At 48.3% G+C, this 15360-nt stretch carries 12 protein-coding genes; all 12 read left to right on the top strand.

Translation table 11 applies throughout. The annotated features are described in order from the left end of the window. Positions 1–13 precede the first annotated feature (13 nt). The 12 genes from MEALZ_RS15300 to dnaE all read left to right on the top strand — a co-directional run bounded on the left by MEALZ_RS15300 (position 14) and on the right by dnaE (position 15087). Entirely contained in the window at positions 14–382 is a 369-nt protein-coding gene (locus MEALZ_RS15300; protein ID WP_014149557.1) for a response regulator, read from the top strand. A gap of 313 nt (positions 383–695) precedes the next feature. Further along, a complete protein-coding gene (locus MEALZ_RS15295; protein ID WP_162472977.1) occupies positions 696–1349 on the top strand; it encodes a TVP38/TMEM64 family protein in 654 nt (217 codons plus the stop codon). A gap of 233 nt (positions 1350–1582) precedes the next feature. After that, positions 1583–3118: a thymidine phosphorylase family protein gene (locus MEALZ_RS15290; RefSeq protein ID WP_014149555.1), complete on the top strand. Its 1536-nt coding sequence runs from the start codon at positions 1583–1585 to the stop codon at positions 3116–3118. A gap of 4 nt (positions 3119–3122) precedes the next feature. Continuing rightward, positions 3123–3998, top strand: a complete 876-nt coding sequence (locus MEALZ_RS15285) for a ribose-phosphate diphosphokinase (RefSeq protein ID WP_014149554.1) — start codon at positions 3123–3125, stop codon at positions 3996–3998. A 30-nt stretch (positions 3999–4028) separates the two neighbouring features. Next, on the top strand, positions 4029–4403 hold the full coding sequence (locus MEALZ_RS15280) for a YajD family HNH nuclease (protein WP_014149553.1): 375 nt from the start codon (positions 4029–4031) through the stop codon (positions 4401–4403). Positions 4404–4627: 224 nt separating this feature from the next. Then, positions 4628–5758: a cell division protein ZapE gene (zapE, locus tag MEALZ_RS15275; protein ID WP_014149552.1), complete on the top strand. Its 1131-nt coding sequence runs from the start codon at positions 4628–4630 to the stop codon at positions 5756–5758. A gap of 534 nt (positions 5759–6292) precedes the next feature. Beyond that, positions 6293–8575, top strand: a complete 2283-nt coding sequence (gene bamA, locus MEALZ_RS15270) for an outer membrane protein assembly factor BamA (RefSeq protein WP_014149551.1) — start codon at positions 6293–6295, stop codon at positions 8573–8575. Positions 8576–8832: 257 nt separating this feature from the next. Next, positions 8833–9333: an OmpH family outer membrane protein gene (locus tag MEALZ_RS15265; RefSeq protein WP_014149550.1), complete on the top strand. Its 501-nt coding sequence runs from the start codon at positions 8833–8835 to the stop codon at positions 9331–9333. A gap of 73 nt (positions 9334–9406) precedes the next feature. After that, positions 9407–9850: a 3-hydroxyacyl-ACP dehydratase FabZ gene (gene fabZ, locus MEALZ_RS15260; protein WP_014149549.1), complete on the top strand. Its 444-nt coding sequence runs from the start codon at positions 9407–9409 to the stop codon at positions 9848–9850. 2 nt (positions 9851–9852) lie between these two features. Further along, complete coding sequence (lpxA, locus tag MEALZ_RS15255; RefSeq protein WP_046061628.1) at positions 9853–10623, top strand: acyl-ACP--UDP-N-acetylglucosamine O-acyltransferase; 771 nt, start codon at positions 9853–9855, stop codon at positions 10621–10623. A gap of 2 nt (positions 10624–10625) precedes the next feature. Further along, on the top strand, positions 10626–11189 hold the full coding sequence (gene rnhB, locus MEALZ_RS15250) for a ribonuclease HII (RefSeq protein ID WP_014149547.1): 564 nt from the start codon (positions 10626–10628) through the stop codon (positions 11187–11189). Between the two features lie 403 nt (positions 11190–11592). Continuing rightward, a complete protein-coding gene (dnaE, locus tag MEALZ_RS15245) occupies positions 11593–15087 on the top strand; it encodes a DNA polymerase III subunit alpha (protein ID WP_014149545.1) in 3495 nt (1164 codons plus the stop codon). The last annotated feature ends 273 nt before the right edge of the window (positions 15088–15360 follow it).

Below are 15360 nucleotides of genomic sequence, written 5' to 3'. Positions count from 1 at the left end.
GAGAACTTCTAACATGGCAAAAACGATCATGATTGTCGATGATTCCGCTTCTATCCGGCAGGTCGTCAGCATTGCGTTGAAAGGCGGCGGTTACGACGTTTTAGAGGCATGCGACGGAAAAGACGCGCTAAACAAACTGAAAGGCCAAAAAATTCATCTGATTATCACCGATGTCAACATGCCGAATATGGACGGCATTACTTTCGTGCAAGAAGTGAAAAAATTACCGGATTATAAGTTTACGCCGATGATGATGTTGACTACTGAAGCCGCCGAAGATAAAAAACAGGCAGGGAAGGCGGCCGGCGCTAAGGCGTGGTTGACAAAGCCGTTTCAGCCGCAGACCTTAATGACGGCGGTATCGAAATTGGTTTTACCTTAAAAATCTTTAAGGATTTGATCTTAGGATTTCGTTATAAATAACGTCCTGGAGCTATGAGCTTTGTTGAGGGTTCGGTCACTCGCTTGACAGGACTCCGTGAATACTTCCATCTAGGCTTGACGGCGGAATCTGCCCTGCCGCCGACACCTGCCAATCGAGCAACCGAACCCTCCACAAAATAGGGGAGTTATTTACGGTCATATCCTTAAATATACTCATCGTAGATCAAGTCCCTTATTTTACCCATCATCGTAGATCAAAATTCGGCCCCCCGGTGCCGAATTTTGATCTACGGGTATAATGAATCATGCCGATGACAAAAAAATCATTAAAAATCGGCTTCTTATTGTTAGTGCTATTGCTCGGAGTGCTATTAGAAGCGTTGGGCTTTGTCGATTGGCGGCGAGTCTTGTCGATCTCGGAGGCTTATGCCGACCGGACATGGCTTCCGGTAGTTTTGATTTTCGGGCAAATACTGCTGTATGCCTTTGCATTACCCGGGACAGGTTTGATTTTAATCGTTGGCGTGCTTTATAAGACATGGCTTGCCGCTTTTATTATCGCTACCGGCGGTTTGTTCGGAGGGATTTGCGCTTATTGGATAGCCAAAAAGGGTGGCGCGCCTTGGATCAAACGTATTGAAAAGTCGAGATATTACGAGTTATTGCGAGTTCAGGGCGATATGTTGACATTGACGGCGTTGCGTTGCTTGCCGATGTTTCCTCATTCGGTGATCAATTATGCTTCCGGCTTATTATGTATTCCCTGGAGTAGATTTATTGTGTCTACAACCATTGGTTTTTCCGTCAAGGGTTATGTCTACGCATCAGCGCTCTATCATGCTTCTCATGCACAAACGTTGGATGAGTTAATTTCATTTAAGACGTTGTTGCCTTTATTGGTGTTGGCGGTAATGATGATTTTAGCCAAGGCGATCCGGAATAAATGGAAAATTACTCAAGATTGAGTCTAATCTGTGCCAGCAATTCCCAATTTGGAAATAAGAGGGGGTTGAGTATGCCTGTCGAAGAGCGACGTTCATCCATCACCTAAGTTTATCCATCTTCGCTATGAACATCACCCCACGCCCTGAATAGGGCGAAATTTCTCAAATTGGGGATTGCTGGAGTGATTTGCTTAGGTTGACATTGTTTGTTGCAACAAGCATTATCAGCCGAATTTATTTTAATTTAGACTCGCATGAGTAATGACACGTTACAAATTCGTCGTATCGGTATCGATACGTATCATGAAAACGTTGCCTATTTAAACCGGGAATGCGCATTTTACCGAGCCGAGGGGTTTCAGGCGTTGTCGAAAATCAAGGTTTGCGCGAACGGCAATAAGCTGTTGGCAGTGCTCAATGTCGTGGACGATAGCTCCATCGTGCATTCGGGCGAACTGGGTCTTTCCGAGCAAGCTTTCCAAAAACTCAATATTGACGAAGGCGCATTAGTTACGGTGGAGCATGCCGAACCGCCCGCGTCGATGGATGCCGTGCGCCGAAAGATTAACGGCGAACGCTTGAGCCAAGATGATTTCACTAGTATTGCCAAGGATATTGCCGAGACACGCTATTCGAAAATGGAAATGGCGGCTTTTTTGGTCGCGACCGGTCAAAATAATCTCGACCGAGACGAGCTCTTGTATTTGACGCGCGCGATGTTGGATTCGGGCGAGCGCATGAATTGGCACGAATCGCTGGTGGCCGACAAGCATTGTATCGGCGGCATACCGGGTAATCGAACTTCGATGTTGGTCGTGCCTATCGTCGCCGCGCACGGGATGTTGATCCCGAAAACGTCGAGTCGGGCGATTACGTCGCCGGCCGGTACCGCCGATACGATGGAAGTTTTAGCCGAAGTCAATTTATCTCCAGAGCGTTTACACGATATTGTGCGCCAGGAACGCGGCTGTCTAGCATGGGGCGGTACCGCGAAGCTGGCGCCGGTCGACGATTTGTTAATTTCGGTCGAGCGCCCGCTCGGGATCGATTCTCAAGGGCAGATGGTGGCCTCGATTCTGTCGAAAAAATTGGCGGCGGGTTCCACGCATTTGATTGTCGATATTCCGGTCGGGCCGACCGCAAAAGTTCGGCACATGCGCCAAGCGCTTGCTTTACGCAAGTTATTCGAGTTTGTCGGCGATCAGCTCAATATTCACTTGGAAGTCATGATTACCGATGGTCGCCAACCGGTTGGTCGCGGCATCGGGCCGGTACTCGAGGCACGCGATATCATGCAGGTGTTGGAAAACAATCCCGATGCGCCATTCGATTTGCGCCAAAAATCGCTGCAATTAGCCGGAAGAATTATTGAATTCGATCCCGATGTTAGAGGCGGGCAGGGCTATGCGATTGCGCGGGATATTCTCGATTCGGGCCGGGCAATTGCCAAAATGAACGATTTGATACAGGCTCAAGGCGCCAAAACTATAGACTTTACGCCTGGTATTTTATGTCATGAGGTTTGCGCGGATAAGGAGGGTATCGTGACCCATATCGATAATTTTCAAATGGCCAAGATTGCCCGAATTGCCGGTGCGCCGATGGATAAGAAAGCCGGCGTCGATCTGTTGAAAAAAATCGGCGACAGGGTGCAGAAAGGCGAGCCGATTTATCGTGTTTACGCCGGCTTTTCGGCGGATTTTAAATTCGCGAAAACGTTAGCGGTCGATGATAACGGTTATCGTATCGGCGTAGAGGAGCATGTTTTGAAGCCGTTGGTGGCTTTCTAATATTATGCTGGTATTGGCCTTTCCCGATTATTGCGCACAAGCCGAGAGACTGGCTTGCAGGCTTGATGCGCCGTTCGAACTCATTGAATTACACCGTTTTCCCGACGGCGAAAGTTTGGTTCGGCTTCCGGCTGTCTTGCCCGATCATGTCGTCGTTTGCCGAAGTCTCGATCGGCCGAATGACAAGCTAGTCGAATTAATACTGTTTGCCCGGACGGCTAGAGAATTGGGAGCTAAGCGCGTTACCTTAGTAACGCCATACCTTTGTTATATGCGCCAGGACATTGCTAACCGCCCCGGCGAAGCAGTCAGTCAACGTATTGTTGGCCGGTTGTTGGCTGATTTATTCGATGATGTTCTAACGGTCGATCCGCATCTCCACCGTATTTCTCATTTACATCAAGCGATTCCGCTTGCAAATGCGGTTTGTCTGTCTGCGGCCGGCGCAATTGGCGATTACTTGAGCAGTCAGTTCGACGATGCGATTTTGCTCGGTCCGGACAGCGAATCCGAACAATGGGTTTCCGGTATTGCCGCACAAATCGGTTTTGACTATGCGGTAGCCGATAAAATCAGACGCGGCGACCGAGAAGTCGAAATTACCTTACCCGATAAAGCGTTTAAGGATAAACTTGTCGTTATCATCGACGATATGGCCAGCACCGGAAGGACACTGGCCCGAACGATCGGTTTATTGCAAAATGCCGGTGCGCGTGCCGTTTATGCCGCGATTACGCATCCGTTGTTTTGCGGCGATGCCGAGGCGCATATTCGCGCGGCAGGCGTCAAAGAAATTTGGAGTACGGACAGTATCGAACACCCGACATCTTGCATCAAGCTCGATGCGTTGTTGAGTGAAGCGGTCCGGTCGATTTTATAGTCACAACAGTATTAATAATCAGGTGATTTTATGCCTACGAAAAAACCATTGGATAAAACCAAACTCGATCAAATCGTTCTCGATGCACGCCGCAGTCAGGCCGAACGGGAAAAGGGTTATCGCGAAAAAGCGTTGAAGATGTATCCGTGGATTTGCGGGCGTTGCGCGAGGGAGTTCGATCATAGCAATGTCAGGGAATTGACCGTGCATCATCGCGATCACAATCATGATAATAATCCGGCGGACGGCAGTAATTGGGAGTTATTGTGTCTGTATTGCCATGACAACGAACATGCCCGCTATGAGCATGCGCATTACAATACCGGTTCAGCCAAAGACAGCGGTAAAACTGCGACTTTCAATCCTTTCGCGAATCTCGAGAATTTATTGAAAGGAAAGCAGTAACGCAGGCTGCTCTTTGCAAGTTGGCCGGAGCCCGGTTGCATGCTTCGTGCGGTCATCTTTGCAGATTTTATGGCAATGCTATTTTGTTCGTTTCGGCTTGCACAGGTTAGAGTAATCCCTTGAAATCATTCATGAGCTTAAAGTGCTTCATGGTTAAACTGCGGAATTTAGGATAATCGGTTTATTTTGACGAGAAAACCCAGTCGGTTTTTAAAAGCCATCCCATGTTTAAAAAATTCCTAAGCAAAATGACTCCGGCTCAAGCTAAGCTGGATGCCGGTGAGTCGTTGCTCGTTGAATATCGATGGAGGGTTGAGCAAGGCCTTATCGACTATGATCCGGCCCAGGTCGAGGCATTGCATTATCTTCAGGAAATGCTGGACAAATTGACTGCCGAGAATCGGTCAGGATTTTTGAGCTTGTCTTCGGCGCGCGGAAAGCCCTGCAAAAGTTTGTATATCTACGGCGGAGTCGGACGAGGCAAGTCGATGTTGATGGATTTATTTTACGATCATTGTCCGATTCAGGAAAAACGCCGAGTTCATTTCCATACGTTCATACTGGAAGTTCATGAGTTTTCCCATCGTTGGCGTCAGGAAAAAAAACAGGACATTATTCATTCGCTGGCCGCTGAAATTAATGCCTCGACAAAGCTGCTTTGTTTCGACGAGTTCCATGTGATCGATGTCGCAAATGCCGTTATTTTGGATCGTTTGTTCAGCCGTTTGTTCGAACTCGGTACCGTAATCGTTACTACTTCAAACCGGCATCCCGATGATTTATATCAAGCCGGATTGGTTCCGGAGCTGTTTTTAAAGTTCATCGAGCTGTTGAAGGCTTCGGCAGATGTCGTTGAGCTCGTTGCCAAACACGATTATCGCTTGACTCGTATTCACGGCGCTGAAAAAACCTATTTTTACCCGCTTGACGAACATGCGGCTTCGGCTTTAGAGCAGTGTTACCGCGAACTGACCCATTCGGCACCGCTAAAGCCTTACAGTCTTAAGGTGTTGGGTAGAAATGTCGTACTGAGAGCCGCGCATGGTGATGTGGCGTTTACCACCTTCGATGAAGTGTGCAGGAAGCCCTTAGGACCGGCCGATTATTTGAAAATCGTGCAAGCTTTCAGAGTCGTTATTGTATCCGGCATTCCGCGGTTCGGTTTTGATAATCACGACGAAGCCAAGCGTTTTTCGACATTGGTCGATGCTTTGTATTTTCATAAAGTCATTCTTATTTGCAGTGCCGAGGCTCCGGCTAGAGAGCTATATGACGAAAACATACGCGCATTTTTCCTGAAACGTACTGTTTCGCGATTGATCGAAATGCAGTCGGATTACTATCTCAAGCAGTGAGCAGTGAGCAGTGAGCAGTGAGCAGTGAGCAGGAAAGAGGAAAGAGGAAAGAGGAAAGAGGAAAGAGGAAAGAGGAAAGAGGAAAGAGGAAAGAGGAAAGAGGAAAGAGGAAATTAGGACTTGACAAGCGTATAAAATGCCGCATCATTTCTAACCGCTAACCGCTAACCGCTAACCGCTAACCGCTAACCGCTAACCGCTAACCGCTAACCGCTAACCGCTAACCGCTAACCGCTAACCGCTAACCGCTAACCGCTAACCGCTAACCGCTAACCGCTAACCGCTAACCGCTAACCGCTAACCGCTAACCGCTAACCGCTAACCGCTAACCGCTAATTCAACCTCTCGTCTTACAATAACTTTAGTTAATGACTCATTGGAATATAAGGAAATTTGTCTCGATTTATAGCGATTCAACGTATCAAGTCATTAAATTTACAGAAAAAATGATGACTTTTCGGCAATATGGATGTTCAAACTCCTGTGATATAATCGCGCTTTAGCTAAATCGTATCGATGCTTCCATTCTTCTTCATGAATTTAAAGACTTTTACGCGCCTTTTTATACTGTTTCTGGTTGTTTCCCAAGCGGTTAAAGGCGACGATGGGTTTGTTGTCGATAATATTCAGGTCAACGGCTTGCAGCGAATTTCTGCGGGTACTGTCTACAATTATCTTCCGGTCAATGTCGGTGAATTTTTATCCGAGGATAGGATTCCCGATGCGGTTAGAGCCTTATTTAAAACCGGTTTCTTTAAGGATGTTTCGCTGGCGAGGGAAGGTTCGACGCTGATCGTCAATGTTACGGAGCGGCCATCGATCGCTAAAATCATTTTCGAAGGCAACAAAGATATTAGCTCCGAAGACTTGCTCAAGGCCTTGAATAATATTGGGCTTGCCGAGGGCAAGGTATTCAATCAACAAATGCTCGAGAAGGTCGAGCAAGAATTGAGCCGCCAGTATTTTAGTCACGGTAAATACGGCCTTAAAATCGATACCGAAGTTTCTCCGTTGACCCGCAATCGCGTGGGTATTCGCATCAATATTTCCGAAGGCCGGGTAGCGAAAATTAAGGAAATCAATATTGTCGGCAATCGATCCTTCGACAACGACGATTTGCTCGATAATTTCGAATTGAGCACCGGCAATTTATTGTCGTTTTATACGAAAGACGATCAATATTCGAAACAAAAATTAGCGGCGGATCTCGAGCGGCTGCGTTCGTATTATCTCGATCGCGGCTATATCAATTTTTCGATCGAATCGACGCAAGTTGCGATTACACCCGACAAAAAAGAAATCTATATCACCGTCAACGTCAAGGAAGGCGATGTGTTTATGCTGGAACAAGTCAAGGTTGCCGGTAATCTCATTATCGATCCCGAAGAAGTGGTTAAATTGGTGCAAGTGGGGCCGGGCGAAATTTTTTCCCGCAAGAATGCGACCGAAACCTCGAAAGCGATTTCCGATCGTTTAGGCGATGAGGGTTATGTGTTTGCGAATGTCAACATGGTGCCTGAAATAAACGATACCGATAAAACGGTTGCGATGACCTTTTATGTCGATCCGGGTAAGCGTGTCTATGTCAATCGTGTCAATTTTCAAGGCAATACCAAGACTCGCGATGAAGTGTTGCGCCGTGAAATGCGCCAAATGGAGTCGAGTTGGGCGTCGACGAGCAAGATCGAACGGTCGAAAGTGCGTCTCGAACGTTTGGGTTATTTCGAAGAAGTGAATGTTGAAACGCCGCCCGTTTCCGGCACCGCCGATCAGATCGACGTCAATTATTCGGTCACCGAAAGGCCGGCCGGTAATTTGACGGCCGGTATCGGTTTCTCGCAAGTACAAGGTATTATCGTTAATGCCAACGTTTCCCAGGATAACGTTTTCGGTTCCGGTAAGCGGCTTAATTTGGCATTTAACAACAGCGATATTTCGACCAATTACCGCTTCGGTTTTTACGATCCTTATTTTACGTTGGATGGCGTCAGTCTCGGCTACGATATCGGTTATCGGACCACCGATGCTCAGCAGGCGAATATATCCAGCTATTTGACTGACGTCGCGAATATCGGCGCTAATTTCGGTATTCCGCTCAGCGAATTTAACCGACTCAACTTCAATATCGATCTTAGACATACCTCGCTCAAGGAAACCGGCTTTACAGCGAATGAAGTGAGAGCTTTCCTGAAAAGGGAAGGCGATACTTTTATCACGTTGTCGCCGTCGATCGGTTGGACCTACGACACATTGAATCGTGCGATCTTTCCGACCGAAGGCGGCCAGTACCGACTATCCGCGTTAGGTACGGTGCCGGGCAGCGATTTGGAATATTACAAAGTCAGTTATAAACAGCAACAATATTTTCCAATCGCGAAGGATTTAACATTTAGTTTAAGTGCGGAATTGGCTTATGGCGACGGCTACGGTAAGACCGATGACTTACCGTTTTTCGAGCATTATTTTGCCGGCGGTGTACGCTCTGTGCGCGGCTTTAACGACAACACCTTGGGGCCGCGAGACTCGCAAGGACGACCATTCGGCGGATCGACCAAAGTGGCTGGTAGCGCTGAAGTGTTTTTTCCAATCCCGTTCATGAAGGATCTCAAGTCGGTTCGGCTTGGCACTTTTCTCGATGTAGGTACGGTTTCCAACAGCCCGAGCAATATCGGAGGAGATATGCGTTACTCGGTCGGCATATCCGGCGAGTGGTTGTCGCCGTTCGGCGCGATCGCGGTCAGTGCAGGTAAACCACTGAATCTTCAAGAAGGCGATGACGAAAGAATCTTCCAGTTCTCCTTCGGTTCCGGATTTTAACCCTGCTTTAATATTTTCCGTACATAAGGCATTGAATATTAAAGCAATAAAAATGTTATAGCACTACAAAGCCATTTTTGGCGCGTTTTTTAATTCTTATGCTTCAATAATTTAGACCGTAGGCACTACATTTGTTAAGGCTGTGTTAACAGAAGTATATTTTTGGTTTAAGCGGGTTATCACCTATAATTCGACAGTTAGATCGCAGGTTTGTCCGTTTATGGATACTATTTTTAATTTTAATTACGAGTTCGATAATGAAAAATAAAGTTGTTTTATTTTTGGGTTTACTGTTGAGCGCCAATATGGCTTGGGCGGAATTGAAGATCGGTTTTGTCAATATTCCGGCGGTTTTGGAAAAGGCGCCTCAGGCTGAAAAAGCCAAAAAACGTTTGGAGCAAGAATTTTCTCCGAGGGACAAGCAGCTTGTCGCTCAGCAAAACGATATCAAGAATCTTGAGGAAAGATTGAACAGGGATGCGGCGGTCATAGGCGATTCCGAAAGAAGAAATCTGGAAAAAGACATTCTTAATAAACAACGCGAATTTAAAAGAAGCCAGCAAGAGTTTAGCGAAGACTTCAATATTCGCCGTAATGAAGAGTTGGGCAAATTACAGCGCAAAATTGTCGAAGCGATCCGCGAATTGGCCAAGAGTCAAAGTTTCGATTTATTGCTGACCGAAGGGGTTATTTATGCCAGCGAAACGGTCGATGTCACCAATCAAATTCAGCAGAAACTGTCTGCAATGCCCGATTAATTCAGGCCTTATGAGAGCAAAAGACTAAAGTTGCCGGAATCACCTACCAACCAATAATAACACTTTATCATTCATGTCTATCAAGCTAGATATTTTACAAATTCAAGAATTTTTACCGCATCGCTATCCCTTTTTATTGGTCGATAAGGTGGTCGAATGTGAACCCGGCGTTAGATTGTTGGCCGTTAAAAACGTGACTTACAATGAACCCTTTTTTCAAGGGCATTTCCCGCATTTGCCTATAATGCCCGGAGTGCTAATTTTGGAAGCGTTGGCACAAGCGACCGGCTTGTTGGCGTCGGAAACCGATCCCAATTTGGGAAAAGGTATGACTTATTATTTGGTGGGTATCGATAATGCTAGATTCAAAAGACCGGTGAGCCCGGGCGATCAATTGATGCTGGAAGCCAAATTCGTCAAAAGCAAACGCAATATTTGGTCGTTCGATTGCCGAGCCGAAGTGGAAGGCGAGTTTGTCGCCAGTGCCAACATTATGTGTGCCGCAGCGGTGAATTGATTTTGATAGATTCAAGAGCAGTTATTAACGAGCGCGCCCAATTAGCCGATGATGTCACTGTCGGCCCGTTCTCGATCATAGGTCCTGATGTTACGATTGGCGCCGGTACGGTTATAGGACCTCATGTCGTCATCAACGGTCCGACCAATATAGGTAGGGATAATCGGATTTATCAATTTTCCTCGATAGGCGAAGATCCTCAAGATAAAAAATATGCTTCCGAGGTAACTCGGCTTGAAATCGGCGATAGGAATGTCATTCGAGAATTCGTGACGATGCATCGAGGGACATTGCAAGACCGCAGCTTAACGCAGATCGGTTCCGATAACTTGTTTATGGCGTATACGCATGTCGCTCACGATTGCGTGATCGGCGATCATGTAATTATGGCCAACGGCGCATCGCTGGCTGGCCATGTGCATTTATGCGACCACGCAATACTAGGCGGTTTTACGCTGGTTCATCAATTTACCCAAATAGGACAATACAGTTTTTCGGCGATGGGTAGCGCGATTACGCAAGACATACCGCCTTTCGTGATGGTCGGCGGTCGTCCAACGCGCCCGCATGGCATCAATTCGGTAGGTATGGAGCGCAATGGCGTGTCGCCGGAAGCCGTTCGGCAAATCAGAAAAGCCTATAAAATTCTTTATAAAATGAACCTAAAGCTCGAGGATGCGATCGAGGAAATGGAAGGCATGGCCGGCGATAGCGACGAGCTGTCGACGATGGTCAGTTTCCTGCGGAACGTGACTCGAGGCATTCTACGATAACCGTGCAAAGGATTGCCGGAGTCGATGAAGTCGGTCGAGGGTGTCTTGCCGGTGCCGTATTCGCGGCGGCTGTCGTTTTAGACCCGAATAAGCCAATTGCTGGTTTAAAGGATTCGAAGAAGCTTTCCGAAAAGCAACGTGAAGCACTGGCGTTGACCATCAAGCGGGATGCGCTATGTTGGTCCGTGGCGCGGGCGGAACCGAGCGAGATCGATCGCATCAATATTCTGCACGCGGCGCTGCTGGCGATGGCGAGAGCGATCGCGATGATCGATCCGGTTCCCGATTGGATTGTCGTTGACGGCAATCGCTATCCCCCGGTCGATTTACCAGGAGAGGCAATGGTCAAAGCCGATTCGCAGGTGCCGGAAGTTTCCGCGGCTTCAATATTGGCCAAGGTCGCTAGAGACAGAGAAATGCTGTTTTTGGAACGCCTTTATCCGGGCTATGGTTTCAATTTGCATAAAGGCTATCCGACCCCGCTGCATCGGCAACAATTAATGCAGTTGGGTATTACGCCGTTTCACAGAAAATCTTTCGCTCCGGTAAAGGCCTTGATTAAATAATTTTAATCTCGCGCAGGGCGCGGAGATTAAGTTATAGCTATCGCACTCAAATTCAGCATTAGCTTATAGATGCTGTTATAGAACCTAAATGGGCTTGTTCACCCGGCTCCGAAATAAGGTATAAAATCTATTTTCGCGTTATTAAGGATTTCGCGAAAAATAACTCCCCTATTTTTGGAGGATTCGGTTGCTCGATTGGCAGGTGTCGGCGGCAAGGAAAGCCGTCGTCAAGCCTACATGGACGTATTCACGGCGTCCTGCCAGGCGAGTTACCGAACCCTCGACAAAGCTCATAACTCCAGGAAGTTATTTATGACCGAATCCTAAGTTCATGGCTAGCAGAGCTTAAGCTTCTTCAAATCTCCGTGCCTCTGCGCCTCCGCGCGATAACCGTAAATCCCGCATGCAACCTTCATTCGTTCATCTTAGACTTCATACCGAATTTTCCCTGGTCGACGGCATTGTTCGAATCAAGCCGCTGATTAAAGCCTTGGCCGACATGAACATGCCGGCCGTCGCGGTCACCGAACAATCCAATCTTTTTTCGTTGGTCAAGTTTTACCGCGCCGCGCTTGGGCAAGGGATAAAGCCTGTTTCCGGCGCCGATGTGCACATCTTCAATCCAGACGATCCGTCATCGCCTTACTGTCTAACGCTGTTGGTTAAAAATCTTAATGGTTATACGACGCTGACCGAATTGATTTCAAAGTCTTATCAGGAAGGTCAGCATCAAGGCGTGCCTATGGTGCAACGCGAATGGATAGCCGACAATCATAATGGGCTGATCGCCTTATCCGGAGCCATGAGCGGCGATATCGGCAGGGCCTTGTTGGCGGAAAATGTCGACGAGGCCAAACGGCTGGCCGAGGGATGGAGTCATTTATTCGAAGATTCCTTTTATCTCGAGTTGCAACGTGTCGGTAAAGCCGAGGAAGAACGCTATGTGGCGGCGGCTGTCGATTTGGCTCAACAAATGGATCTGCCGGTCGTCGCGACTAATGATGTCCGGTTTATTCGTCCGGAGGATTTCGATGCGCATGAAGTTAGGGTCTGTATTCATCAAGGACGGGTTTTGGATGACAATCGGCGGCCGAAAGATTACACCAATCAACAATATCTGCGTAGCAGTGAAGAAATGCAGGAGTTGTTCGCCGATATTCCTGAAGCCCTGGAAAATTCGGTCGAAATCGCCAAGCGTTGTAATCTGGAGCTGACGCTCGGCGAAAATTATTTGCCCGACTTTCCGGTTCCGGAAGGTATGACGATCGATGACTATCTGATCGAAGTGTCCCGTCAGGGACTCGAAGAGCGCTTTCAACAACACCCGGCTTTCGGTTCCGGTAGCGAAGAAGAGAACCGCCGGGTTTATTACGACAGGCTCGAAACCGAGCTGAAAGTGATTACGCAGATGGGCTTTCCCGGTTACTTTCTGATCGTTGCCGATTTCATCCAATGGGCCAAGAACAGCGCGATTCCGGTTGGGCCGGGCAGGGGTTCGGGCGCCGGCTCGCTGGTTGCCTATGTCTTGAAAATTACCGACCTCGATCCGATCGAATTCGATCTTTTATTCGAACGCTTCTTGAATCCGGAGCGGGTTTCGATGCCCGACTTCGACGTCGATTTCTGTATGGACCGGCGCGATGAGGTTATCGACTATGTCGCGCGTCATTATGGTCGCGACCATGTCGCCCAGATCATTACCTACGGTTCGATGGCGGCCAAGGCCGTAGTACGAGATGTCGGCCGGGTGCTCGGTTTTTCCTACGGCTTCGTCGATCGCTTGGCGAAACTGATTCCTTTCGAAATCGGCATGACGCTGACTAAGGCGCTGCAGGATAGCCCCGATCTCAAACAGTTGTACGAGACCGAAGAGGAAGTCAAGACGCTGATCGACATGGCGAAATCGCTTGAGGGGGTTTCGCGTAATGCCGGCAAGCATGCCGGGGGGGTCGTAATTTCGCCGACCAAATTGACTGATTTCACGCCGCTTTATTGCGAGCAAGGCGGCGGTAATCTAGTGACGCAGTTCGACAAGGACGATGTCGAGGCGGTCGGTCTGGTCAAGTTCGACTTTTTGGGCCTTCGAACGCTGACGATCATCGATTGGGCGCTCGAGACGATCAATCGAAAAAAGCAGCAAATAGGCGAGGCTATCGTCGATATTAGCGCGATTCCGCGCGACGATTCGCCCTCCTATGAATTATTGAAGAAAGCGCAGACGACCGCAGTATTTCAGTTGGAATCGCGCGGCATGAAAGAGTTGATCAAAAAGCTCAAGCCCGATTGTTTCGACGATATTATCGCTTTAGTGGCATTGTTTCGGCCCGGTCCGCTCGAGTCTGGCATGGTCGACGATTACATCAACGTCAAGCACGGTGCAAAAGCCGAATATGCCCATCCCATGTTGGAGCCGATTCTTAAATCGACCAACGGCGTTATTCTGTATCAAGAGCAGGTCATGCAGATCGCTCGTGAACTGGCCGGCTATACCCTCGGCGGTGCGGACATGCTGCGTCGCGCGATGGGTAAGAAAAAACCCGAGGAGATGGCCAAGCAGCGCGAAATTTTCACAGAAGGTGCGGTCGCGAATAACATCGAGGAAAGCGTCGCGACTTATATCTTCGATTTGATGGAAAAGTTTGCCGGCTACGGTTTCAATAAATCGCATTCGGCAGCCTATGCCTTGGTCGCTTATCAAACCGCCTGGCTGAAGGCGCATTATCCTGCCGAGTTTATGGCGGCGGTACTGTCTTCCGATATGGACAATACCGATAAAGTCGTGGTGTTGATCGAAGAATGCCGCGAAATGAAATTGGCTATTTGCCCGCCCGATCTCAACGAATCGAATTATCGTTTCACGGTCAACGACAAAGGGCAAATCGTGTATGGAATCGGTGCAATCAAGGGGGTTGGCGAATCCGCGATCGAGGATTTATTAAAAGAACGCGAAGCGAACGGATCTTTCGCAGGGCTGTACGATTTATGCAAGCGCGTCGATTTGAGGAAGGTCAATCGTCGCGTGCTTGAAGCATTGATTAGGGCGGGTGCGTTCGATCGGATTGATGCCAATCGAGCGGCGCATTTGGCGGAATTGCCAATTGCATTACGGGTGGCCGAACAGCACGTCAAAATGGCCCAAACCGGTCAAAACGACTTGTTCGGATTGGGCATGCCCGATGAGGACGATAAGATACAGGAGGACGTTTATACGACTCAAGCCGAGCCTTGGACCGAATCGGAACGATTGGCTGCGGAAAAGCAAACCTTGGGTTTGTTTTTGACCGGTCATCCGATTACGCAATATGAATCGGAATTGAAGCATATCGTGCACGGCAAGATTGCTAAGATCTTGGGTGATGTCGAGCGCACGCGAGGAAAAATGGAGGCGCGCACCGCAGGATTAGTCGTGGAATTACGGACGCGGCAAAATAAAAACGGCAAAACGATGGGGTTTGCGACTTTAGATGACCGGTCCGGGCGTCTTGAATTGGCAATCTTCGGCGACAGCTACGAAAGATACCGCGATTTATTGTCTAAGGATGCGTTGTTAGTCGCAGAGGGCGGTGTTGCGATTGACGATTTTAGCGGCATGCTGAGGTTGACGGTCGATAAACTATACAGTATCGAAGACGCACGCAATCAATATGCCCGATGTCTTGCGTTGCAGTGGGCGAATACGGATGAACAGAGCGATGCAAAGTCGTTCGTCGATAAGCTCGATGAGACGCTGCAGCCGTTTAAGGGCGGTTCTTGCCCTATTGTGCTTGCTTATCGTTCCGCAACGGCAAAGTCATCGCTACAATTCGGCGATGAATGGCGCGTGCATCCTTCGGATGAATTGGTCTTGCGGTTAAAGCGTTTGCTGGGGGCGGAGGCTGTTGAGGTTAGATATAGGTGAAAGGTGAAAGGTGAAAGGTGAAAGGTGAAAGGTGAAAGGTGAAAGGTGAAAGGTGAAAGGTGAAAGGTGAAAGGTGAAAGGTGAAAGGTGAAAGGTGAAAGGTGAAAGGTGAAAGGTGAAAGGTGAAAGGTGAAAGGTGAAAGGTGAAAGGTGAAAGGTGAAAGGTGAAAGGTGAAAGGTGAAAGGTGAAAGGTGAAAGGTGAAAGGGGCGCCTTTTCCTGGATGTTTGGGGATTATACTAGGCTGTCGAAACGCATGCATCAAATCACATAC

This window comes from Methylotuvimicrobium alcaliphilum 20Z, assembly GCF_000968535.2.
Classification (GTDB): Bacteria; Pseudomonadota; Gammaproteobacteria; order Methylococcales; family Methylomonadaceae; genus Methylotuvimicrobium; species Methylotuvimicrobium alcaliphilum.
This window is presented reverse-complemented; position numbering and strand designations above follow the sequence as displayed.